Annotated in this window: 20 protein-coding genes and 1 pseudogene; 12 read left to right on the forward strand and 9 right to left on the reverse strand. The window is 71.8% G+C overall.

The window, feature by feature from the left end; all coding sequences use genetic code 11:
• The first annotated feature begins 155 nt into the window (after positions 1-155).
• From J2S55_RS08135 to J2S55_RS08145, 3 genes are all read left to right on the forward strand, one after another.
• Positions 156-1,823 carry a serine/threonine-protein kinase gene (locus J2S55_RS08135; RefSeq protein WP_306858434.1) on the forward strand — a complete coding sequence of 556 codons (1,668 nt, stop codon included), beginning with the start codon at positions 156-158 and terminating at the stop codon, positions 1,821-1,823.
• A 172-nt stretch (positions 1,824-1,995) separates the two neighbouring features.
• Entirely contained in the window at positions 1,996-2,811 is an 816-nt protein-coding gene (locus tag J2S55_RS08140) for an ABC transporter ATP-binding protein (RefSeq protein ID WP_306858435.1), read from the forward strand.
• Between the two features lie 96 nt (positions 2,812-2,907).
• Positions 2,908-3,642 (forward strand): DUF7873 family protein, encoded by a 735-nt coding sequence (locus J2S55_RS08145; protein ID WP_306858436.1) that lies wholly within the window; start codon positions 2,908-2,910, stop codon positions 3,640-3,642.
• 439 nt (positions 3,643-4,081) lie between these two features.
• Here the strand turns inward: J2S55_RS08145 and J2S55_RS08150 are convergent, their stop codons facing one another.
• Together J2S55_RS08150 and J2S55_RS08155 are read right to left on the reverse strand one after the other, a co-directional pair.
• Positions 4,082-4,369 (reverse strand): HU family DNA-binding protein, encoded by a 288-nt coding sequence (locus J2S55_RS08150; RefSeq protein WP_306858438.1) that lies wholly within the window; start codon positions 4,367-4,369, stop codon positions 4,082-4,084.
• Positions 4,370-4,699: 330 nt separating this feature from the next.
• Positions 4,700-4,873 (reverse strand): hypothetical protein, encoded by a 174-nt coding sequence (locus J2S55_RS08155; protein ID WP_306858439.1) that lies wholly within the window; start codon positions 4,871-4,873, stop codon positions 4,700-4,702.
• A gap of 162 nt (positions 4,874-5,035) precedes the next feature.
• Here J2S55_RS08155 and mihF point away from each other — a divergent pair, with 162 nt between their 5' ends.
• The gene (mihF, locus tag J2S55_RS08160) at positions 5,036-5,344 is read left to right on the forward strand and encodes an integration host factor, actinobacterial type (RefSeq protein WP_306858440.1); all 309 of its coding nucleotides are present in this window, start codon (positions 5,036-5,038) and stop codon (positions 5,342-5,344) included.
• A gap of 217 nt (positions 5,345-5,561) precedes the next feature.
• Here mihF and aceA read toward each other — a convergent pair whose 3' ends face one another.
• Positions 5,562-6,854, reverse strand: coding sequence for an isocitrate lyase (gene aceA / locus J2S55_RS08165; RefSeq protein ID WP_306858441.1), 1,293 nt, complete (start codon positions 6,852-6,854; stop codon positions 5,562-5,564).
• A gap of 241 nt (positions 6,855-7,095) precedes the next feature.
• Here aceA and J2S55_RS08170 point away from each other — a divergent pair, with 241 nt between their 5' ends.
• The gene (locus J2S55_RS08170; protein WP_370879602.1) at positions 7,096-8,565 is read left to right on the forward strand and encodes a helix-turn-helix domain-containing protein; all 1,470 of its coding nucleotides are present in this window, start codon (positions 7,096-7,098) and stop codon (positions 8,563-8,565) included.
• Here the strand turns inward: J2S55_RS08170 and J2S55_RS08175 are convergent.
• Positions 8,550-10,538: a hypothetical protein gene (locus J2S55_RS08175; RefSeq protein ID WP_306858443.1), complete on the reverse strand. Its 1,989-nt coding sequence runs from the start codon at positions 10,536-10,538 to the stop codon at positions 8,550-8,552. The two genes, J2S55_RS08170 and J2S55_RS08175, sit on opposite strands and share 16 nt — an antisense overlap.
• A 128-nt stretch (positions 10,539-10,666) precedes the next feature.
• Here J2S55_RS08175 and J2S55_RS08180 point away from each other — a divergent pair, with 128 nt between their 5' ends.
• Both J2S55_RS08180 and J2S55_RS08185 read left to right on the forward strand, forming a co-directional pair.
• A complete protein-coding gene (locus tag J2S55_RS08180; protein WP_306858445.1) occupies positions 10,667-11,623 on the forward strand; it encodes a glucosyl-3-phosphoglycerate synthase in 957 nt (318 codons plus the stop codon).
• A gap of 198 nt (positions 11,624-11,821) precedes the next feature.
• Positions 11,822-13,036: an acyl-CoA dehydrogenase family protein gene (locus J2S55_RS08185; protein ID WP_306858446.1), complete on the forward strand. Its 1,215-nt coding sequence runs from the start codon at positions 11,822-11,824 to the stop codon at positions 13,034-13,036.
• 237 nt (positions 13,037-13,273) lie between these two features.
• On the opposite strand, the gene J2S55_RS08190 is transcribed toward J2S55_RS08185, so the two are convergent.
• On the reverse strand, positions 13,274-14,257 hold the full coding sequence (locus tag J2S55_RS08190) for a zinc-binding dehydrogenase (RefSeq protein WP_306858447.1): 984 nt from the start codon (positions 14,255-14,257) through the stop codon (positions 13,274-13,276).
• Between the two features lie 84 nt (positions 14,258-14,341).
• Between J2S55_RS08190 and J2S55_RS08195 the strand changes: the two genes are divergently transcribed.
• Positions 14,342-15,043, forward strand: a complete 702-nt coding sequence (locus J2S55_RS08195) for a TetR/AcrR family transcriptional regulator (protein ID WP_306858448.1) — start codon at positions 14,342-14,344, stop codon at positions 15,041-15,043.
• Between the two features lie 42 nt (positions 15,044-15,085).
• On the opposite strand, the gene J2S55_RS08200 is transcribed toward J2S55_RS08195, so the two are convergent.
• The gene (locus J2S55_RS08200; RefSeq protein WP_306858449.1) at positions 15,086-15,319 is read right to left on the reverse strand and encodes a heavy-metal-associated domain-containing protein; all 234 of its coding nucleotides are present in this window, start codon (positions 15,317-15,319) and stop codon (positions 15,086-15,088) included.
• A 165-nt stretch (positions 15,320-15,484) separates the two neighbouring features.
• Between J2S55_RS08200 and J2S55_RS08205 the strand changes: the two genes are divergently transcribed.
• A complete protein-coding gene (locus J2S55_RS08205) occupies positions 15,485-16,450 on the forward strand; it encodes a helix-turn-helix transcriptional regulator (protein ID WP_306858450.1) in 966 nt (321 codons plus the stop codon).
• A gap of 100 nt (positions 16,451-16,550) precedes the next feature.
• Here J2S55_RS08205 and J2S55_RS08210 read toward each other — a convergent pair whose 3' ends face one another.
• Entirely contained in the window at positions 16,551-16,736 is a 186-nt protein-coding gene (locus J2S55_RS08210; RefSeq protein ID WP_306858451.1) for a hypothetical protein, read from the reverse strand.
• A gap of 52 nt (positions 16,737-16,788) precedes the next feature.
• Here J2S55_RS08210 and J2S55_RS08215 point away from each other — a divergent pair, with 52 nt between their 5' ends.
• Entirely contained in the window at positions 16,789-17,454 is a 666-nt protein-coding gene (locus J2S55_RS08215; RefSeq protein WP_306858452.1) for a GNAT family N-acetyltransferase, read from the forward strand.
• A gap of 206 nt (positions 17,455-17,660) precedes the next feature.
• Here J2S55_RS08215 and J2S55_RS08220 read toward each other — a convergent pair whose 3' ends face one another.
• Complete coding sequence (locus J2S55_RS08220; protein WP_306858453.1) at positions 17,661-18,353, reverse strand: Mut7-C RNAse domain-containing protein; 693 nt, start codon at positions 18,351-18,353, stop codon at positions 17,661-17,663.
• A 270-nt stretch (positions 18,354-18,623) separates the two neighbouring features.
• On the opposite strand from J2S55_RS08220, the gene J2S55_RS08225 reads away from it, so the two are divergent.
• On the forward strand, positions 18,624-19,487 hold the full coding sequence (locus J2S55_RS08225; protein WP_306858454.1) for a universal stress protein: 864 nt from the start codon (positions 18,624-18,626) through the stop codon (positions 19,485-19,487).
• A gap of 4 nt (positions 19,488-19,491) precedes the next feature.
• Here the strand turns inward: J2S55_RS08225 and J2S55_RS08230 are convergent.
• A pseudogene (locus J2S55_RS08230) lies at positions 19,492-19,898 on the reverse strand (pyridoxamine 5'-phosphate oxidase family protein).
• Between the two features lie 161 nt (positions 19,899-20,059).
• Here J2S55_RS08230 and J2S55_RS08235 point away from each other — a divergent pair.
• Positions 20,060-20,761, forward strand: a complete 702-nt coding sequence (locus J2S55_RS08235; RefSeq protein WP_306858455.1) for a hypothetical protein — start codon at positions 20,060-20,062, stop codon at positions 20,759-20,761.
• Positions 20,762-20,822 lie beyond the last annotated feature (61 nt).

Genomic DNA, 20,822 nt, shown 5'->3' on the forward strand with positions numbered 1-20,822 from the left:
TCACCGGTGACTTACCCCGAGGGATGATTCGCCTTACCTGTCATATCCCTTGTGACAGGTCGGGAGCGAAGCCCTCTCGGATGCCGCCACAGTGTGCTTGCCGTAGCGCGTACATGAGAGGCTCATCCAGGATGGCACGTGGCGGAACTGGCCCCATGAACGGCATGCCGCCCGGTGTGCGGCCGTTGACCGTCGGGGACCCGGTCATCATCGGCCGTTACCTCCTGCTCGGCCGCCTCGGCGTGGGGGGCATGGGCGTGGTCTATCTGGCCGAACACCCGCAGGGCGGGGTGGTAGCCCTCAAGACGCCGCATCCGGTGCATCTCCACGATCCCACGCTCCGTGCCCGTTTCGCGGAGGAAGTGGAATTCTCCCGGCGAGTGGTCCCCTTCTGCACCGCCGCCGTGGTCGAGGACGGCACCGACCGGGGCCGCCCCTACCTGGTCTCCGAATACATCCCCGGGCCGGCGTTGTCCCAGGTGGTGTCCGAGCAGGGCCCGCTCACCCCGGACCTGGCCTACGGCGCCGCCCTCGGGGTGGCCGCCGCGCTGGTGGCGGTGCACGAGGCGGGGCTGGTCCACCGCGACCTCAAACCCGGAAACGTGCTGCTGTCGGACACCGGGCCCCGTGTGATCGACTTCGGTATCGCCAGGGACGTCGGCGCCCTCGCCACGCACACACAGGCCGGGCAGGTCATGGGCAGCCCCGGCTGGGTGGCCCCCGAACGGCTCGTCGGCGGCTCCGCGCTGCCGGCCTCCGACGTCTTCGCCTGGGGCTGCCTGATCGCCTACGCGGCCACCGGTCACCACCCCTTCGGCGCCGGCGAGCCCGACGCGGTGGCCCGGCGCATCATGGTCGAGCCGCCGCGCGCCGCCTCGGTGCCCGCGCTGCTGCGCCCGGCCGTCGAGGCGTGCCTGGCCAAGGACCCCGCGCACCGGCCCCGGGCCGCCGATCTGCTCGGCGCGCTGCTCGCGGCGGGCGGCGTGGGCGCTCCGCGGGACCTCCGCGTGGCGGTGGCCGAGGTGCTGGCGGAGATCTGGACGCCGGTGCGCCACCCGCCCGAGGGCGGGCGGGCGCACCCCCCGTCCCACCTGACCGGAGACGGCCGCCCATGGCATCTGTCCCACCTGACCGGGGACGGCCGCCCACGGCGCGTCTCCCACCCGTCCGCAGACGGCGCCCACGTCCCCGCCTCCGCCGGACCGGTCCGGGAGCCCTCGGCCCCCACCAGGGGTTCCCGCCGGGCGCCGCGCCGGAGCGCGCACCTGTCGCAGGCGAGCTTCGCGGCGCTGGCCACGGTCTCCATGGCGGCCGTCACGGTGGTCGCCGCCGGGAGCGGAGGGGGCGGAGGGGGCGGAGGAGGCGGTGTCGAGGACGGCTCCGGCACCCCCGGCCGGGTGCCGGTGGTGATCCCGGTCCAGGAGCGCACCGCGGACCCCGCCTCCCGCGCCGCCCGCCCGCCGGGCGGCAGGCCGCGGACCACGCCGGTGATGACGCCCTCCACGGTCCTGGTCACCGCGACCCGCACCGTCTCGGTGCCCGCGGCCGACGGCGAGCGCGAGGAGCCCCGGCCCGGCCGCTCGCCGGGCAGTGACGGCCCGCCCGGCGGGGGCGGGCCGCGGACCTGCGCGGACGCGACGGCCAAGGGCAGGGGCAGGGGCGACGACTGCCCGGCCACGCCGGGCAGTCCCAAGCCGTCCTTCACCCAGATCCCGCAGACCGGCGACGGGGAGAGCCCGGCGCCGTCGCCGGCCCCGTCGGTGACGGCGCCCACGTCCCCGCCTCCGCCGGGCACGAGCCCTTCGGCGCAGATCGGCGGCTGAGGCTGAGGGCTGAGGGCCCGGGGAACACGGGGAGCACGGGGCGCCCGCTCCGGCCCCGAGCCGCCCCGGCGGGAGGTCCACCGGGCTGTCGTCGCCGCGCGGACGGGGCAAGGAGGCAAACTGCCGCATCGGTTAGGGTAATCGGCGCGTATCGAACCGGAGGGGGAGACCGATGGAGCAGTCCGTGCCCGGCGCGGTGGAGCTGAGCGGTGTCGGGGTGCGGGCGGTCGGACGGACTCTCCTGGCGGGCATCGACTGGCGGGTCGAGTACGGCCAGCACTGGGTGGTGCTGGGTCCCAACGGGGCGGGCAAGACCACGCTGCTGTCACTGGCCGCCGCCGTACGGCATCCCACGGAGGGCGCCGCCACCGTGCTCGGCCAGCGGCTGGGCAGGGTCGACCTCAGGGAGCTGCGCCGTCACATCGGTCTGGTCGCGGCCAGCCAGCGGCTCGTCGACGAGGAGCTGCTGGAGGAGGAGAACGCCACCGCGCACACCGTCGTGCTGACCGGTCACACCGGGACCAGCGCGCCCCTGTGGGACCGCTACGGCCCGGCCCAGCACGAGCGGGCGCACAATCTGCTGGCGGACATGGGCTGCAAGGATCTGGCCGACCGGCTCTTCCGCGTCTGCTCCCAGGGGGAGCGGGCCCGGATCCGGGTGGCCAGGGCGCTGATGGCCGACCCGGTGGTGCTGCTGCTGGACGAGCCGTTCGCCGGGCTCGACCTGCCCGCCCGCGAGGACCTGATCACCGCCGTCGAAGACCTGGCCGCGACCCGTCCGGCGCTGACCACGGTCACCGTCACCCACCACCTGGAGGAGGTCCCGGCCACCACGACCCACGCCCTGCTGATGCGTGACACCCGCATCCAGGAGGCCGGGCCGGTGGCGGAGATCCTGACCGGCGAGAACCTGTCGGAGTGCTTCGGGCGGACGCTGCGCATCGACAACCTCGACGGCCGCTGGTACGCCCGCGCCGTACGGCACTGAGCGCGGGCCGCCCGCCGCCGGGGCCGGCCGCCGAAAAGCTGAAGCCGGTTGATAAAAGGGATGAGAGCGGGTGATCTTCCCGATAGCGTTACATCCATGGCGACCAAGTTGAACCAGATCCTCGCCGTGGAGAAGGGCGTCAAGTCCGACGCCCAGCGCAAGGTGACCGACGCGTACCACACGGTCCAGAAGAACACCCTGCTGTCGGGCATCTCCCGGACCTACCAGCCGATCGACGACGAGGGCGAGCACCTGCCGGCCGAGTCCACACGCGTGCAGGTCCAGGCCGAGGACCTGCTCAAGCAGCTCGGCACCACGCTCACCCGGCTGTTCGACGTGACCGCCACCAAGGACTGGGCGAACTGCGTCGCGCGGGCCGACGTCAGGGTGGACGGCGCCACCCTGCTGGAGAACGTGCCGGTCACCTACCTGCTCTTCCTGGAGAAGCAGCTGGTCGACCTGCACACCTTCGTCGCCAAGCTGCCCGTCCTCGACGCGGCGGAGACGTGGACGCTGGACCAGTCGACCGACTGCTGGCGGACCGAGCCGGTCAAGACGACCCGGACCAAGAAGGTGCCCCGCAACCACGTCAAGGCGGAGGCGACCGACAAGCACCCGGCCCAGGTCGAGGTCTACCACGAGGACATCGTGGTCGGTTTCTGGACCAAGGTCACCTTCTCCGGCGCCGTCCCGCGCAAGCGGGTCAACGAGCTCCTGGAGCGGGTCACCAGGCTCCAGGACGCCGTGAAGTTCGCCCGCGAGGAGGCCAACGGCACCGAGGTGGTCGACCAGCGCATCGGCGAGAAGGTGTTCGGCTACCTCCTGGGGTAGCCTTCAAGACTCCCCGTGGGAGCGCGGGGACGCGCGAAAGCGCGGAAGCTGAAACTGAAATGTCAGACTGACACGCGGTTCAAGTGGGGGTTCGAGTCCCTCTCCCGGCACCGTCCGCGCCGGGATGGCCCAACTGGTAGAGGCGGCCGCTCAAGCTCAGACTCTCGCTCCAGGTTCAGCATTCGCCGCCGAGCGTCAGATCGACCGAGGGAAGGCAGTGATGGTCGGGTGTGGGTTCGAGTCCCGCTGGACGCTCCACATGCGTTCGTAGCTTAATGGCAGAGCACGACATCGTTATGAATGACCGGCCCTCTTAAACGCGCTGACGCCGCGACATGGCGGCACCCAGGCCCCCGGGGAGTGGACACCTCCCCGGGGGCCGTCGCCGTCCGCGGCCCGTCTCCGCCCGGTGACCGGTGAGGGGACCTCCGTGGGGAGCTCAGTCCTTCTTGCGCTGGCGGATGAGGCCCATGAACCCCGGGCTCGGCTTGAACTTGGCCGTCCAGGTCTCGGCGATCTCCAGAGGCTCGCCGGTCTGCGGATTACGCCCGGTCCGCGCCGACTTGTGCACGATCTCGAAGGACCCGAAACCCGGGATGGCGACCTTGTCCTCGGATGCCACGGCCGTCTGGATGGTCCCCAGGATCGCCTCCAGAGCGGCGGCGGTCTGCCGCCGGCTGAGTCCGGCCTCAGCCGCGGCCTTCTCGATCAGCTCGCGCTTGTTCATGGGCATAGTTAACGCTATTGCGCCCGGATCCATCGAGTCCGCTCCGCGCCCGCGCCCTCCGGCGGCGAGAGAGTGCCCGCCACCTCGGTGAGGTGGCGGGCACTCTCCGCCGTTCATCAGCGGTCGGGCTGGGCGGCCAGCCGTTCCGCCTCCTCGTACAGGGCCTCAACGAGGAGGAGCTCCAGCCGGAGGTCTTCGTCAACGAGGCCGTCCAGAACATCCATACGGGCCTCCCTTGACCAGTCCGACGTCCCAGGAGCCGCGGAAGTTCACACCGGTCTCGGATCGGACCAGGTTGTGATCTTTATTTGATCATTCGTGGGGCCGGCCCTACGCTGCGACGAGCTCGGCCAGATTCACGAGCCGGCCGACCTCGCGCACGTCCATGCAGTAAGCGAGCACCATCCGCTGTTCACCGATCCGCTGGGTCACGCGCAGGCATGGGAGGTCGCCAAGCATGATCGCCTCGACCTCGATGCCGTCCGGCCCTTGCCAGATACCCATGAGGTTGAGGCTACGAAGAGTCAGGTAAGGCCGGGGTAACTCCCTGGGCATATCGTGATGGTCTGTGCCGAACACACGGTGTTTCCCACACTTAGGCGATGATTAGCCGAGTTGCTGTGGGTAACAGCACGTCATAATCCGAGTAATCGAGGAGAAGTCAACATGGCTCTGCCCAAGCTAACCCCCGAACAGCGTCAGGCCGCCCTCGCCAAGGCCGCTGAGACCCGTACGGCCCGAGCCAAGCTTCTGGCCGAGGTCAAGGCCGGCTCTGTGAGCCTTGAGCAGCTCCTGGGCCGCGATGACGACATCGCCAAGCGCATCAAGGTGTCGCAGGCGCTGCGCGCGCTGCCCGGCATCGGCAATGTGAAGGCCGCCCAGCTCATGGCGGAGGCCGACGTGGACGAGGCCCGCCGTCTCGGCGGGCTCGGCACGCAGCAGCGCCGCAAGCTGATCGAGGCCATCGCCGGCTGATCGGCGGACCGGCGCCGACCCGCCCGGGCCGCGGCCGCGCAGCAGGCCGTGCCGCCCGGGCCGCTCCGGGGCCGGGCCGTCGACGGCGAAAGGCCCCGCCGGACGGACTCGGGGGAAATCCGTACGGCGGGGCCTCGTTCTCGACCTGGTCACCGAGCTCGCCCGGGAAGGAGTCCCATGCCCTGGAAACGTTCCGGGCGGGCTCGGGTCCGGAGGGTTAGTGAGCCTTCTCGAACTGCTCCTCCTCCGTGGAACCCCGCAGGGCCGTGGTGGAGGACTCCGGCGCGATGGCCGTGCTGACCAGGTCGAAGTATCCGGTGCCGACCTCGCGCTGGTGGCGGGTGGCGGTGTAGCCGCGCGGCTCGGCGGCGAACTCGGCCTCCTGGAGCTCGACGTAGGCGCTCATGCCCTCCTCGGCGTAGCCCCGGGCGAGGTCGAACATCGAGTAGTTGAGCGAGTGGAAGCCCGCCAGCGTGATGAACTGGAACTTGTAGCCCATGTGGCCGAGCTCGCGCTGGAACTTGGCGATGGTCGAGTCGTCCAGGTGCTTCTTCCAGTTGAAGGAGGGCGAGCAGTTGTAGGCCAGCATCTGGTCGGGGTACCTGGCCTTGATGGCCTCGGCGAACTCGCGGGCCACGTCCAGATCCGGCAGGGAGGTCTCCATCCAGAGCAGGTCGGAGTGGGGCGCGTAGGCCAGGCCCCGGGCGATGCAGGAGTCGACGCCGTTGCGGACGCGGTAGAAGCCCTCGGCGGTGCGCTCGCCGGTGGTGAAGGCGTGGTCGCGGGGGTCGACGTCGGTGGTCAGGAGCGTCGCGGCCTGGGCGTCGGTCCGCGCGATGATCACAGAGGGGACCCCCAGCACGTCGGCCGCGAGGCGGGCCGCGTTCAGGGTCTTGACGTGCTGGCCGGTCGGGATCAGGACCTTGCCGCCCAGGTGGCCGCACTTCTTCTCGGAGGCGAGCTGGTCCTCCCAGTGCACGCCCGCCGCACCTGCGGCGATCATGCCCTTCATCAGCTCGAAGGCGTTGAGCACGCCGCCGAAGCCCGCCTCGGCGTCGGCCACGATCGGGGCCAGCCAGTGCGGCGCGTTCTCGTCCCCCTCCGACCAGGTGATCTGGTCGGCGCGGAGCAGCGCGTTGTTGATGCGGCGCACGACGGCCGGCACCGAGTTGGCCGGGTAGAGGCTCTGGTCGGGGTAGGTCTGCCCGCCGAGGTTGGCGTCGGCCGCGACCTGCCAGCCCGACAGGTAGATCGCCTTCAGACCCGCCTTGACCTGCTGCACGGCCTGGTTGCCGGTCAGCGCGCCGAGCGCGTGCACGTAGTCCTCGGTGGTGAGCAGGTCCCACAGCCGTTCGGCGCCGAGCCGGGCGAGGGTGTGCTCCTCCTGGACGGACCCGCGGAGCCGCACCACGTCCTCGGCCGTGTAGGTGCGCTCGGTGCCCTTCCAGCGGGGGTTGGTCTCCCATTCGCGCCGCAGCTCATCTGCGGCTCCCTTGAGGCGATCGTTCATTTTTTCACTCCTTGTCGTCCCCTGGGTGCCTTGCTCTGAGTGTGTGCTCGGACGAAACGGGCAAACAAGGCCGATCTTGACGAAAGAATCTCGATTTTTCTCGCTGAGCGAATACTGGCGGGTATTCAGGAGAGAAGAATTTAAGAGTTTGCGCTATGGACTAGACCAATCCCGGCGGCGTGGGCCAGGGGAGGCTGGGGGGCGTTGAAATAATTCCGGAAATTTCGTTTAGCATCGTGCTATGGCATCCCTGGTCGGTGAAGAACCGCTGTCCTTGACGCAGGAGCTCGATCTCATCGCGTTCGGCCAGCGCCTCAGACACCTGCGCAAGCAGCGCGGCCTTACCCTCTCCGACCTGGGCGAACGCGTCAGCCGTGCGCCGAGCCAGCTCTCCCTGCTGGAGAACGGCAAGCGCGAGCCGAAGCTGTCGCTGCTGAAGTCTCTCGCCGCCGCCCTGAACGTGCCGGTCGAGGAGCTGCTCCGCCGCCAGGCGCCCAACCGCCGGGCCCAGCTGGAGATGGCGCTGGAGGAGGCGCAGCGCGACCCGCTGTACGCGGGGCTCGGCCTGGCCAGGCTGAAGGTCTCCGCGCGCGTCCCCAACGACGTGCTCGAACACATCCTCGGCCTCTACGGCGAGCTGCGCTCACGCCAGGCCAGGGGCACCGCGACCCCCGAGGAGGCACGCGTCGCCAACGCCGAGCTCCGCCGCATGCAGCGCGAGCGGGGCAACTACTTCGAGGAGATCGAGAAGGCCGCGGCCGAGGCGCTCTCCGCGGTCGGCTACCGCACCGGCGCGCTGTCGCAGAGCACCGTCCAGGCCCTGGTCACCCACTTCGGCTACACCGTTCAGACGGTCCAGGACCTGCCCCGCACCGTCCGCTCGATCACCGACCTGCGCAACCGGCGCATCTACGTCAAGCACGAGCAGCTCGGCATGCACACCCCGCGCACCATCCTGCTGCAGACTCTCGGCCACCTGGCCCTCGGCCACCACAAGCCCCGCGACTTCGCCGACTTCCTCCGCCAGCGGACCGAGGCCAACTACTTCGCCGCCGCCGTGCTGGTGCCCGAGGCCACCGCCGTGCCGTATCTCAGGGAGGCCAAACAGGACCGCGCGCTGAGCGTGGAGGACCTGCGGGACGTCTTCGCCGTCTCCTACGAGATGGCCGCGCACCGCTTCACCAACCTGGCCACCCACTTCCTGGACCTGACCTGCCACTTCGTCCGCAACGACGCCGGCGGGATCATCTACAAGGCGTACGAGAACGACGGCATCGTCTTCCCCGCCGACGAGCAGGGCGCGATCGAGGGCCAGCGGATGTGCCTGCAGTGGTCGGGACGGCAGGTCTTCCGCTCCCCGGACAGGTTCTCCGTCTTCTACCAGTACTCCGACTCGCCCACCGGCACCTACTTCTGCGTCGCCCACGTCGACCCGTCCCGGGAGCGGGACTTCGCCATCACCCTCGGCGTGCCGTACCGCGAGTCACGCTGGTTCCGCGGCAGGGAGACCACCCACCGCACCAAGTCCGGCTGCCCCACCGGCGACTGCTGCCGCCGCCCGCCCGCCGAGCTCACCCAGCGCTGGGAGGGCTACGCCTGGCCCTCGGCGCGCGGCAACTCCCACATCCTGGCCGCCCTGCCCCCCGGGTCCTTCCCCGGCGTGGACGAGGCCGACGTCTACACCTTCCTGGAGCGTCACGCCCTGGAGTGACCCCGCGACAGCGTGAGCGACGGGTGGCCGAAGAACTGGTAGGCGGGCCCCGTGGCGGGCACCTGGCAGCGCAGGGAGCGCAGCACCTCCGCGGGGGGCTCGCCGGCGAGACAGCGGCGGTAGAACTCCGGCGCCAGGCCGTCGCCGACGGGCCAGAGCGGGGCGACCACCCCGCTGGCCCCCGCCAGCAGGAAGGCCTGGCAGTCTCCGGGCTCCTCCAGGAAGACGAACGGGCCCTCGCCCATGTCCCGGCCCAGGGCCTCGGACGCCGTCCCCCCGGCGGTGAAGTGGATCAGGTCCGGCGGCTCGGCGAGCATGGCCAGGACGTCGCCGAGCACGGGGGTGACCCGGGCGGCGCCGTACGCGGCGACCAGCGGGTGGACCTCCGCCCCGCCGTACACGACCGCCATGCTCTCGCCCCGCGCGCGCGTCGGCGGAGGCAGCTCGGGCCGCCGGCCGCCGAGGGGCCAACGGCCGGTCACCGTCTGGCAGTTCAGCAGGGCGGGGACGGACCCGTCGAACGGCTGCTCCAGCGTGGCCAGCTCCCAGGGGATGTGCGGCTCCTGCGACAGCACCAGCACGCTCGGCCGGCGTGGGGCCACGCGCCCGGCCACCGCGTGCAGCAGCTCCCAGAAACCCCGGGGGATCTTGGAGGCGACCCGCCGGCCCATGTCCTCGACGCTGTGCGCCTGCTCCGCCACGTGCCGCCCGAACTCGGAGGTCCGCATCCCCAGCTCACAGATCTCGGCCTGGTCCGGCGTGGTGAAGTGCGGGGACTGGTAGGTCCACCACAGCCGCCCCGGCCGGTCGCCGTGGACGACGACCACCGTGACGTCCGCCGGCTCCCCGCCGCCGGCCACCCGGACCCGGGTGCCCGCGACCGGCTGCGGGACGCTCTCCCGGCCGAGCATGCCGGGAGAGTCGAGGACCGCGAGCGCGCGCACGCCGAACCCGGTCACCTGGCCGCCGACCGCGTGGATCGCCTGGATCTGCCGGGCGAGCGCCGGCTGCTCCTGCGGGAGAGCGACCAGGCGGACCGCCGCCCTCGGGTACGGCGAAGCCCCGTCGACGCGCAGCCGTACCCGCCATCCGCCGGGCGCCTCGAACCCCTCGGCGATGAGCTGGATGTCCAGATCGGCCGGCCCGTGGACGAAGGGGGCCGCGCCGGGGACCTCCCCGGCCGGGGCGACGGCGCCGGGGGCGACGGTGCCGGGCGGGGGAGCGGTCCCCGGGGAGGGGGCGGCCCCGGGTGCGGGGAGGGCCCCGGCGCCCGGTGCGGGGGCGGCTGCGGCCGGGGGGCCGCCGGGGGAGAGACCGACCTGGACCTCGACCCCCCAGCCCGCCACCACCTCGTCGGCCACCTCGATCAGCGGGAACGCCTCCCACTCCGCGCCGGCGGGCGCCGGCTGCCTGCGCCGCCTGCGGAAGGCCCCGGTCAGCCGGTCGAGCACGGAGGGGCCGCGCTCCGGCGCCGTGGGGGCGGGGGGCATCGAGGAGGCGGGGGACGGCGGGGGAAGGGGAGGCGCGGGAGGGGGCGATCCGTGCTGGGGCCCGGTCCCGTGCTCGGCGGGCGGATCGGCGGGCATCCCCGCGGCAGCCTCGCCGGGCCACGGCCGGTCCGGTCCGCCCTGGCCGTACGGGGCCGGGGCGGGGCTCGCCGAGCCCGCGGGATCGGGGGCCGCGGGCGCCGGAGCGGACGGCGGGTCCTGGCTCACGGGCCCCGGCGGCACGGCCGGCCCCTCGGCCGCGGCCTGCTCGTTCAGCCGGCGCAGTACGGTGAACCGTTCCCAGGCGGGGCCGTACTGGGCGATGAGCATCACGATGACGTCGGCCAGCGGACCGGGCTCCTGGACACCCTCCTCCGCCAGCAGCGGGTCGAGCCGCTCCCGCAGCTCCCCGGAGGCTCCGCCCAGCAAATGGTCAAGCTCGTCACGGACGGCACGGGCCGCCCTCATCACCGCCACCGGGTCCATGCCGCCCCCTCGCTCCGGTCTGCCTCGATCTTCCCATCTGTGGGAGAGATCGGGATCCGGTACCTGGTGACAATCAGTGCCGCATAGGCTGATAGCCGTCGATTCCGCGATGATGGGAAAGGTGGGCTGTGCTGCCTGAAGTGGAGGCATGGCTACGTGGGCGCACCTCATCATCGGCCGACTGGCCGTTGCCGTGGCTGCTGGAGGCCAAAGGCGACACGACGGTCAGCGTCGTGCTGCCCGCCCGTGACGAGGAGGAGACGGTCGGGGAGATCGTCACCGCGATCCGGCGTGATCTGATGGAGACGGTGCCCCTCGTCGACGAGCTGGTGGTCATCGACTCCCGTTCCGTCGACGAGACCGCCGCGCGCGCCGCGCGGGCGGGGGCCAGGGTGATCGCGCAGGACGAGATCCTGCCCGACCTGAAACCGATGGACGGCAAGGGCGAGGCGCTGTGGAAGTCCCTCGCGGTGACCTCCGGTGACCTGCTGGTCTTCATCGACGCCGATCTGCGCGAGTTCAGCACGTCGTTCGTGACCGGGCTGCTCGGCCCGCTGCTCGGCGACCCGGGCGTGGCCTACGTCAAGGGCTGCTACGAGCGGCCGCTGCAGAACGTGCAGAGCGGCGGCGGCCGGGTCACCGAGCTCGTCGCGCGTCCCCTGCTCAACCTGCACTGGCCGCTGCTGGCCGGGTTCGTGCAGCCCCTGGCGGGGGAGTACGCCGGGCGCCGGTCCGTGCTGGAGCGGGTCCCGTTCGTCACCGGTTACGGCGTGGAGCTGGGCCTGCTGATCGACCTGCTGGAGCTCGCCGGCCTCGACGGCCTCGCCCAGGTCGACCTGGGCCGCCGCGTCCACTCCCACCAGTCGACCGAGGCGCTCGGCGGCATGGCCGCCCAGATCCTGCAGACCTCCTGGTCCCGTCTCGAACGCCAGGACAAGATGGTCTCGCTGCACACGCCGTCGCGCCGGCTGGTGCAGTTCCGCCGGGGCCCCAGCGGTCACCGCGCGACCGTCCGCGACGTGGCCGTGGCCGAGCGCCCCCCGATGATCACCGTCTCCGGATACCACTCCCACGCCGCGGACTGACCGGCCACCCGGCCTTTCCTCCTCGGCGTGCCGGCCCTGACGGCCGCCGCGCGCGCCGGCCGTACCCCGTGCTCCGCCGGCCTCCACGGCCGGGATCGCGGACCGGAACCGTGGCCGCCGCCGTGTTGCGCGGAGCGGTCCACCCGCCAGTAAGGTAGGGGTGTTACCGGTGGTAACCCTTCTCGGGAGGAGTGCGCGATGAGCGAGACCGGCTTCTGTCCGGAGTTGAGCGAGGACGTGCGGGAGGTGCGCGACTGGGTGCACCGGTTCGCCCGGTCCGTCGTCCGCCCGGCCGGCGCCGAATGGGACGAGCGCGAGGAGACGCCCTGGCCGGTCATCCAGGAAGCCGCCAAGATCGGGCTCTACTCGCTCGACTTCTTCGCCCAGCAGTGGTTCGAGCCGAGCGGCCTCGGCCTGACGGTCGCGTTCGAGGAGCTCTTCTGGGGAGACGCGGGCATCGGCCTGTCCATCGTCGGCACCGGTCTCGCCGCCGCGGCCCTGTCCGCGAGCGGCACCCCCGAGCAGATGGGGGAGTGGCTCCCGCAGATGTTCGGCACCCCCGACGACGTCAGGCTCGGCGCGTTCTGCGCCTCCGAGCCCGACGCCGGATCCGACGTGGGAGCCATCCGCACCCGCGCCGTCCGCTCCGGCGACGACTGGATCCTGAACGGGGTGAAGACCTGGGCGACCAACGGCGGCATCGCCGACGTCCACGTCGTCGTCGCGTCGGTGGACCCCTCGCTGGGCGCCCGGGGCCAGGCGTCCTTCGTCGTCCCGCCCGGCACGCCGGGGCTGTCGATGGGGCAGAAGTTCAGAAAGCACGGCATCCGCGCCTCCCACACCGCCGAGGTGATCCTCGACAACGTGCGCGTGCCGGCCGCGTGCCTGCTCGGCGGCGCGGAGAAGCTCGACGCCAGGCTCGAACGCGTCCGCTCCGGCGAGCGGGCCGGCGAGCAGGGCGCGATGCGGACCTTCGAGACCACCCGCCCGTCGGTGGCGGCCATGGCCGTGGGCATCGCCCGGGCGGGATACGAGTACGCCCGTGACTACGCCCGGGAGCGCGAGCAGTTCGGCCGTAAGATCGGCGAGAACCAGGCGGTCGCCTTCCTGCTGGCCGACATGGCCACCCGCGTCGACATCGCCCGGCTGATGACCTGGCGCGCGGCCTGGATGGCCCGTAACAACCGCGCCTTCGACCAGGCCGAGGGTTCGATGTGCAAGCTGGTGGCGGGCGAGACCGCGGTCTGGGTCACCGAGCAGGCCATCCAGATCCTCGGCGGAGCCGGCTACACCCGCGAACACCCGGTCGAGCGCTTCCACCGCGACGCCAAGATCTACACCATCTTCGAGGGCACCAGCGAGATCCAGCGCCTGATCATTGGCCGCGCCGTCACCGGTCTGCCGGTCCGCTGAGAACGCCGCCCAGGAGCCTTGCCGGCGCGGCGGGTTCCTGAACGGCCGATACCGGCGGGGCTCCGTTGTAGGACCAGGGGCACAGGACGTCGAAGTAGACCTCGACTTGCGTGATCGCTTGGTCCTTCAGTCGGACGCCGGGGTGGGTGTCGTGACCTGTCCGGGCCGGCTCGGTCGTGGCGGGGTTGCGCGCCGCAGGGTCAGGGGCGGCAGGGCGAGCGCGATGAGCGGCCGATCTCAGCCGCGCGCGTCGCCGGCGGGGATGAGCAGGGTCTTGCCGGTGGTGGTCCGCGACTCGATCGCTCGATGCGCGGCGGCTGCCGCGTCGAGCGGGAAGGTCTGGCCGATGACCGGCCGCAACTTCCCGTCGGCGGCCAGGTTCAGCGCATCGACGACGAGCGCGCGGGTCTGGGCGGGGCTCGGCGCGGCGGTGAGCCCGATGACGTCGATGGAGCGGGCCCGGAGCTCGCCCTCGTCGAGGTCGGCGTCGGCGCCGCTGGCCATTCCGTAGACGCTCACGCGTCCGCCTTCACGCAGCGCGCCGATCGCCTCGGTGCCGATCCGGCCGCCGACCCCGTCGAAGACGAGATCGAGCCCGGTGCCGCCGGTCGCCTCCATCACCCGATCCACCCAGTCGGGCCGGGAGTAGTCGACATAGGAGGCCGCGCCCAGCGAGGTGACCAGCCCCGCCTTGCCGGCGCCTCGGGCGGCGCCGATCACGTGGGCGTCCGCGGTGGCGGCGAGCTGCACCAGCAGGCTGCCGACACCTCCCCCCGCGGCCTCCACGAGGACCCGATCGCCCGGCTTGATCTCCGCCTGCCGGTACAGCAGCAACGCCGTACGCCCGTCGGCCAGCAGCGCGACCGCGTCCTTGAGCTCCAGGCCCGCGGGGACCGGGACCGCGTCCTGGGCCCGAGCCAGCGCCAGCTCGGCATAACCGCCCTCGCCGCCGGTGGTGGTGACCACGACCGTCCCCACCAGGTCCGGGTCCACGTCCGGTCCGACGGCGGCGATGCGACCGCCCACGCCGTTGCCGGGTATGCGGGGCAGTGCGGGCCTGCCGAACGGCCCCTTGCCCGAGCGCACCTGCGTCTCGACGAACGTGATGCTCGCGTACGCCACCGCGACGAGCACCTGTCCCGGCCCCGGCACGGGATCTTCGACCTGCCGCGTCCGCAGTGTCTCCGGCCCGCCGAACTCTTCCATCACCACAGCCCGCATGACACTCCCTCAAACGGATAAAAACGCTTCGTTTGAGAACATATAACGGAGCGAATCGCTCCGCAAGGCGGCTACAGTGAGCGCATGGCACGCAAAGCCCCCCGGCACGCAGAAGCCGAACGCAACGACCACGCCCTCCTGGAGGCCGCCAAGAAGGTCCTGGCCGTGGACGGAGCCCATGCGTCGGTGGCGACGATCGCCGCACGCGCCGGAGTCGGCATCGCCAGCCTCTACCGCCGCTACCGTTCCAAGGACGAGCTCTTCCAGCACCTGTGCGCGCTCTCCCTCGACCAGTGGATTCAGGCCGCCGAACGCGGTCTGCGGCACGACGACCCCTGGGAGGGGCTCGCTCACTACATCGGCGCCTGCGTCGAGTTCAGTGGCGGCTCCCTCGGGCCGCTGGCCAGCACGATCGCCGTCACCGACGAGATGGCCGCCAAGTTCACCAGGTCGGAGGAGCTCATGCGGGACCTGGTGGCTCGCGCGCATGCCGCCGGAGTGCTCAGGCCGGACGCCACGGCCATGGACATCTCGCTACTGATCGAACAGCTCGGCAAGTCCCCCCTGATCGAACAGCTTGACCGGCAGGGGCGCACCGACCTGATCGACGCGGCCCACAACGCCCGGAAGCGTACGATCGCCATCGCTCTCGACGGTCTGCGCCCCGGTCACCCCCGACTGCCCGGGACCCCACCCCCTCCCGCGCTCCTCACCGAACGCTGGGAGTACGCCCCCGCAGATGTGTCACCGCCCGAGGACGGTGACGAGGCGACGGCCACGGTCTGAGCACGCCGCTCCTGGGAGAGCGGCGTGCTGCCGTACCCATGGTCAGTCGCCTCGGACCTCGCAGCCCGCCGCTTCCAGCGCGTCGATGACCAGACGCTCGGGGACGGGGCCGTCGGTGAGAATGGAAACTCGCCCGGTCTCCGGCGTCAGTTCCACTCCCACGATGCCCGGCACCTGGATGAGCTCGACTCGAATGCTGTCCAGACAGTGCGCACAGGTCTCGGACGAGATTTCCGAGACTTGATAGGAAACGAGACTGTAGGCGACGGTGATCATGCCGTTCTCCTCTGGTTAACGTGGACGACAGGGTGTGGGCATCGACTCGAGTCCGCCTCCGCCACCATCGTGGCGTAGTCGCGCAGGGAAGATCGAGGGCAACCGGCTTCCGGAACCCGCCATGACGGGAACCGGAAGTGGCTTCGGTAGCATGAGCCGATCATCATGACTGAGACCACAGACGATCACGTCGCATATGAGCTGTACGCTCGCATGCACGAGCAGGGGGAGTCGCCGGCAGAGGCCGCCGGAGCGCTCGGGCTCGCGGCTGCGGATGTCGCCCGGGCCAGGCAGCGGTTGTCACGGCTGAGCCTTTTCAATTCCCAGACAGAGACGACTGTGGATTCCACGGTCGCTCTCGCACGCATCCTGGAGTCCCAGCACCGGGCGCTGGACCAGATGCTGGAGCAGCACGTGATGACGGCGTCGCTGGTCAAAGACTATTTGGGCGTCACCGCCAGGCGCGGGGACGACATCAGTGTGGAGTTCTACGAGCGGGCCCGCGTGAGCGCCCTCCATCAGCGGATCGACGAGTGCGCCGCGATGGTCAAGCATGAAGTGGTCGCGATGCATCCTCCGGCGAAATGGACACGCGATGGTCTCGAGGCGGCCCTGGTCAACAACCGGCGCAACCTGGACCGGGGGGTGCGCATACGCTCCATCCACGCCCAGCGGATGGTCGCCGATCCGCTGATCCGCGAATTCATTCCGGTGTGGTTGGCCGCGGGCCTTGAGGTCAGGGTCACGCCGGTGATTCCCACGAGGATGCTCATCTATGACCGGCAGGTCGCGATTGTGCAGTCGGAACCCGGCGACCTCGCCGGAGGCGCGGTGCTCATCCGTGGGACCCTCCTGGTGAGGTCTTTGACCGCACTGTTCGAAACGGTCTGGACGGCGGCTTCGGAGCCCCGTGACATCCCCCGCGCCGCCGACGGCGCTGCGCTGACAGACCAGCAGACAGCGGTGCTCCGCCTGCTGGCCACCGGGGCGAAGGACGAGGCCATCGCGCGGACGCTGGGTGTGTCGACACGCACGGTCACCCGGATCGTCGGGGAGCTCACGGCGCTGTTGGGGGCGGGCAGCCGTTTTCAGGCCGGTGTGCGTGCTGCTCGCCTGGGCTTGCTTGACTGACCCGGCCCCCGGTGGTGCAGGGCTGGTCCGGCTGGTGAGGTGCGACCCGCCGGCGCGCTGAGGACACCAGTACCGATCGAGGTTTTCCCCGGCCCGGTGGTCAGAACGGTGACGTCATCCGTTTCATGGAGCGGGAGAGATCCGGATAGCCCTGGAGCAGCGCGGGGGAGTGGGCCATGGTCGCGACCATGTCGCCGACGCCGCCGTGCCTTTCGATGATGTCGGTCAGCAGCTCGCGAGACTTGTCCGGCGCGTCGGCGGGCTGCAGGGGATTCAAACGTCGCATGTCGACCTCCTGGCGATGTACTATACCCCCCTACCGTATAGGAGTGTGCGAGATGAGACCGGAGCAGCGGCTGGCGGGGCATCTGTCCCATTGGCTGGGCCGGTGGCCCGCCGGGAGTGGCCTTGATGTCGTCGGCTCCCGCGGACGCGTCCGCCCGGCCTGGGACGGCCGGATCCATCCGGCCCTCGGTGTCGCGAGCCCGACGAGCGGCGTGCTGTCGGTCCCGCCGGAGCTGGTCGAAAGCGTGGCGGAGCAGTACCGCCTCGGAGTTGACGGGATCGCCGCCCTGGTCGGCCGCCCTGGGCACGGCTGGTTCACCGCGGTCTTCCGCTGGAGCGTGACCCCGGCGCCATTCCCCGACGCGGGGGAGTGGCTGCCCGCCCGGGCGCCGGGCGTGCCCGAATGGCTGTGGCCCTTCGGCGGCGAGGTGCTGGTCGCGGTGGATCCGGACACCGGCGAGCACCTGGCCGGAGTGGGGATCAAGCGGCATGACGGGTACGGGCACGAGCTGGCCGTCGTGACCGCGCCCGCCGCGCGTGGCCGTGGCCTGGCTCGCCAGTTGGTCGCCCAGGCGGCGCGGCGGGTGCTGGACGAGGGGGCGGTACCCACGTACATGCATGATCCGGGCAACCTCGCCTCCGCGGCCGTCGCGGCGGCGGCGGGCTTCCCGGACCTGGGGTGGACCGCATTCGGCGTGACCGAGAATCCGGTCCGCTGAGGCGGCTCCACACTCGTGCCGTCCGGCCGTCGCGGTGCGTACGCTGCGGGTGCATCCGCCTGAGGGGCATACAACGGCGCCGGCTCAGGGGGCTGCCTCGGCTGAGCTCTCCCGCCGAGCCGGCTTCCCTGATCACATGCCCCACCGGACGACTGCGGAAAGCGCCGCACGGTCCCGGCCCGGACCGGCCTCCGGCGGAGCGCCGCTCATCCGCGGGCCCGCTCGACGATCGCCTCCAGATGCCGCTGGTGGGCGCCCCGCCAGTACAGGTGGCCGCAGGAGCGGCAGCGGGCGAAGGTGTCGTAGGTGCGGCGGGTGGCCGGTTCGAGAAGGTGCTCCACGTCCTGCTTGGCGACCGGCGCGAGCAGCCCGTTGCAGGCCGTGCACCGTGTCCACGGGGACAAGGCGGGCGCGAACCGGTCCAGGACGTCGGCGAGCTGGTCGTCGGGCCGGACTCCGCGCACGTACGCCCCTGACCACAGCGCCCTGCGGCGCAGCAGGCCGCGGTCCCGGGTCAGCAGCACCCGGCGCTCCGCGTTCGCCTGGGCGATCAGCTCGTCGTCGTCGCGGTCGTTGCCGTAGGCCGCGTCGACGCCCAGCAGCCGCAGCCGCCGCGCGAGCGTGCCCAGGTGGACGTCCAGCACGAACCCGGCGGAGTCGACCCGCTGCGGCCTCCGCACCGGCAGGACGTCCACGGTGTCGCCGTCATCCGGCCGGTGGGACGGCGCCCTCCGCCGCCCGCCGAGCACCAGCCCCCCGACCTCGGTGAGCGGCACGCCGGCCGACTCGACCAGGTGACCCAGCGAGGAGGTGCCGTCATGGGGCACGCGCACCTGCCCGCCCCGCCGGTCCGGGGCGAGGAACATCCGCAGCTCGTCGGCGAAACGCAGGCAGACCACCCATCAAGCATCCCGCACGCCGCGTCGCGCCGGTGTCGGGTACCTGCGCCGGGCGGGCCCGATCCGGCGGCCAGGCACGGACGGGGCGCCGGACCACCCGGGCCGGAGCCCGCGCGGAAGGAGCGCGGAAGAAGGAGGAAACGGGAGGAAGAGGAAGCGGGAGGAAGAGGAAGTGAAGGGGGAAGGAGTGCGGAAGGTCCCGGGCCGGTGGGACCTTCCGCCCTGCCGCCCCGGGGCCGGGGCGCCGAGCATGGGAGGGAGGTGAGGAAGATGACCGATACCCGTGACGTCGTCGTCGGCTACGACGGTTCCGACTTCTCCATGCAGGCCCTGGAATGGGCGATGGACGAGGCCGAGCTCAGGAAGCTGCCCCTGGCGGTGACCCACACGTGGCGGTGGCCGTACGGCGAGGCCGATGACGAGGCCAAGCTTCACCTGCGCAAGGCGGCCGAGCATGTGCTGTACCACGGGGCCGACTGCGCCCGCGCGCGCAGCACGATCACCAGCGTCACCGCCGACCTGCACGAGGGGGCCGCCGGCGACCGGCTGGTGGAGCTGTCGGCCCGCGCGGAGCTGGTCGTGGTGGGCTCCCGCGGCATGGGCACCCTGGCCAGGACCGTTCTGGGGTCGGTGGCCGGCTACGTGGCGGCGCACGCGAGCTGCCCGGTGGTCGTGGTGCGCGGCCCCGGCCCGATCCCCGTCTCTCGGCACCACGGGGCCGTGGTCCTGGGAATGGCCGGGGACACAGCCGATGAGGTGATCGAGTTCGCCTTCCACGAGGCCGACATCCGGCGGCTGGACCTGGTGGCCGTGCAGGCCAGGCGCCTGCAGCCGGCGGCGTGGAGCGCGCCGATGCCGCTGGTGCCCGACACGGAGGCCGTCGCGAGGGGCGCCGAGGACGACCTGACGCGGCGCCTGGAACCGTGGCAGGGCAGGTATCCCGCGGTGCCCGTCCAGGCCCGCTCCGTCGCCGAGCCCGCCAAGAGCCTCCTGCCGGACCTGTCCAGACAGGCGAGCCTCATGGTGGTCGGCGGCGCGCGCGGGCACGGCAAAGTCGGTCCGGTCGCCAGGTCGCTCCTCCAGCGGGGGATGTGCCCCGTCGCGGTCGTCCCCGCCCCGCCGCAGGCTCACTAGCGCCTCAGCGCCGGACGCGGCGGCCGGAGATCTGCTCGGTCCGCACCACGATGAAGTGGTCCCAGCCGCCGAGCGCCCAGGTCGTCAGCGGCAGTGCCGACAGCCGGGCGATCTCCGCGGGGTCGTGCACGGCTCGCGCGTGCCCCACGGCGGTGACCGACCAGCCGGTGAACGCCTGCAGGTCGAAGTCGTCGGCCTCGAAGGCCACCACGGTGTGGCGGGTGGCGGCGGCGAGTTTGGACCCCCGCCGGTGCGGATGACGATGTCCTCGCCGTCGAGGCAGAAGCCGACCGGCTGCACCGCGGGGAGTGCCCGGTCGGTGAAGACGATCCGCCCGATCGGCGTCGAGGCAAGCAGATCGATGCACTCCCCGCGGGAGAGCGCCTCCAGTCGGACCGAGTCGGCTTTCATACCCCCCAAGCTTGCCGACCGCCCTCACCCGCGTTAAGGGCCGAAGGTCCCCCCATCCCGGTCGATCGGCCCTCGGCCGCCCCAAGGCAGCCGAAGTAGGGACCTTCGGCCCTGGAAGTGTCGGCGGAAGCGGCGAATCGTAGAGCGTGGGGGTGATTCACGTGAAGGAGAGTCACGAGTTCCGATGGGGTGGCCTGGCAGGCATCGGCGCACTGGTGTTCTGGATCGTCGGGAGGCTGGTGATGGGAGGGGCGCCGAGGATCACGGCCCCGGTGTCGACGATCGCCGGATACCTGGCGGAGTACCGGGCCCAGATCCTCGCCGGAGCGCTGCTGTACGCCATCGCGATCGCGCTGTTCCTGTGGTTCGGCACCGCGCTGGCCACGGCCTTCCGGCGTGCGGAGGAGAGCAGCGACGCACCCGCGCTGGTGCTCGCCGGCTACATTCTCGTCTCCGCGATCGGGTTCGTCGGCGTGGCGGTGTTCGCCGGAATGACCTACGCGATGACCCTGCACAGGCCGCTCCTGGCGATCGCGGCCGGGCCGTACACCGCTCTGACGGTGATGGGCACGGTCACCGGGATCGCGATGGCGGTGCCGTTCGGGGCCTCGGCCGCGGCCATCATGCGTACGCGCGTGTTCCCGCTCTGGATGGCCTGGGCCGCCGTGGTGGTCGCCGTGGTCATGGTGCTGGCCGCGTTCGCGGTCGGGATCACCGGGGGCGCGCTGGCGCCTGACGGCCTGCTGGTCGGGTACCTGCCCGGTCTGCTGGCGGGACTGTGGGTACTGGCCGCGAGCGGGCTGCTCATCCGCGAGCACCTGCCGGTCCCGGCCGCGGGGGCGAGGCCCGTGATGGGCCACTAGCGCCGCCCGGCCGCGCCTGCCGTCGTGGCCGCGGGGTCCCTCCGGCCGGGACCGGGAAGGA

It is taken from the genome of Streptosporangium brasiliense, from assembly GCF_030811595.1.
Taxonomy (GTDB): Bacteria; Actinomycetota; Actinomycetes; order Streptosporangiales; family Streptosporangiaceae; genus Streptosporangium; species Streptosporangium brasiliense.

What these genes read in the sequence shown, in the direction of transcription:
- J2S55_RS08155 (WP_306858439.1), bottom strand. Translation starts at nt 4,873, where the DNA reads ATGGGTATCTGGCAAGGGCCGGACGGCATCGAGGTCGAGGCGATCATG.
- J2S55_RS08140 (WP_306858435.1), top strand. Translation starts at nt 1,996, where the DNA reads ATGGAGCAGTCCGTGCCCGGCGCGGTGGAGCTGAGCGGTGTCGGGGTG.
- mihF (WP_306858440.1), top strand. Translation starts at nt 5,036, where the DNA reads ATGGCTCTGCCCAAGCTAACCCCCGAACAGCGTCAGGCCGCCCTCGCC.
- aceA (WP_306858441.1), bottom strand. Translation starts at nt 6,854, where the DNA reads ATGAACGATCGCCTCAAGGGAGCCGCAGATGAGCTGCGGCGCGAATGG.
- J2S55_RS08135 (WP_306858434.1), top strand. Translation starts at nt 156, where the DNA reads ATGAACGGCATGCCGCCCGGTGTGCGGCCGTTGACCGTCGGGGACCCG.
- J2S55_RS08170 (WP_370879602.1), top strand. Translation starts at nt 7,096, where the DNA reads ATGGCATCCCTGGTCGGTGAAGAACCGCTGTCCTTGACGCAGGAGCTC.
- J2S55_RS08205 (WP_306858450.1), top strand. Translation starts at nt 15,485, where the DNA reads ATGACTGAGACCACAGACGATCACGTCGCATATGAGCTGTACGCTCGC.
- J2S55_RS08190 (WP_306858447.1), bottom strand. Translation starts at nt 14,257, where the DNA reads ATGCGGGCTGTGGTGATGGAAGAGTTCGGCGGGCCGGAGACACTGCGG.
- J2S55_RS08195 (WP_306858448.1), top strand. Translation starts at nt 14,342, where the DNA reads ATGGCACGCAAAGCCCCCCGGCACGCAGAAGCCGAACGCAACGACCAC.
- J2S55_RS08210 (WP_306858451.1), bottom strand. Translation starts at nt 16,736, where the DNA reads ATGCGACGTTTGAATCCCCTGCAGCCCGCCGACGCGCCGGACAAGTCT.
- J2S55_RS08150 (WP_306858438.1), bottom strand. Translation starts at nt 4,369, where the DNA reads ATGAACAAGCGCGAGCTGATCGAGAAGGCCGCGGCTGAGGCCGGACTC.
- J2S55_RS08215 (WP_306858452.1), top strand. Translation starts at nt 16,789, where the DNA reads ATGAGACCGGAGCAGCGGCTGGCGGGGCATCTGTCCCATTGGCTGGGC.
- J2S55_RS08145 (WP_306858436.1), top strand. Translation starts at nt 2,908, where the DNA reads ATGGCGACCAAGTTGAACCAGATCCTCGCCGTGGAGAAGGGCGTCAAG.
- J2S55_RS08200 (WP_306858449.1), bottom strand. Translation starts at nt 15,319, where the DNA reads ATGATCACCGTCGCCTACAGTCTCGTTTCCTATCAAGTCTCGGAAATC.
- J2S55_RS08185 (WP_306858446.1), top strand. Translation starts at nt 11,822, where the DNA reads ATGAGCGAGACCGGCTTCTGTCCGGAGTTGAGCGAGGACGTGCGGGAG.
- J2S55_RS08225 (WP_306858454.1), top strand. Translation starts at nt 18,624, where the DNA reads ATGACCGATACCCGTGACGTCGTCGTCGGCTACGACGGTTCCGACTTC.
- J2S55_RS08175 (WP_306858443.1), bottom strand. Translation starts at nt 10,538, where the DNA reads ATGGACCCGGTGGCGGTGATGAGGGCGGCCCGTGCCGTCCGTGACGAG.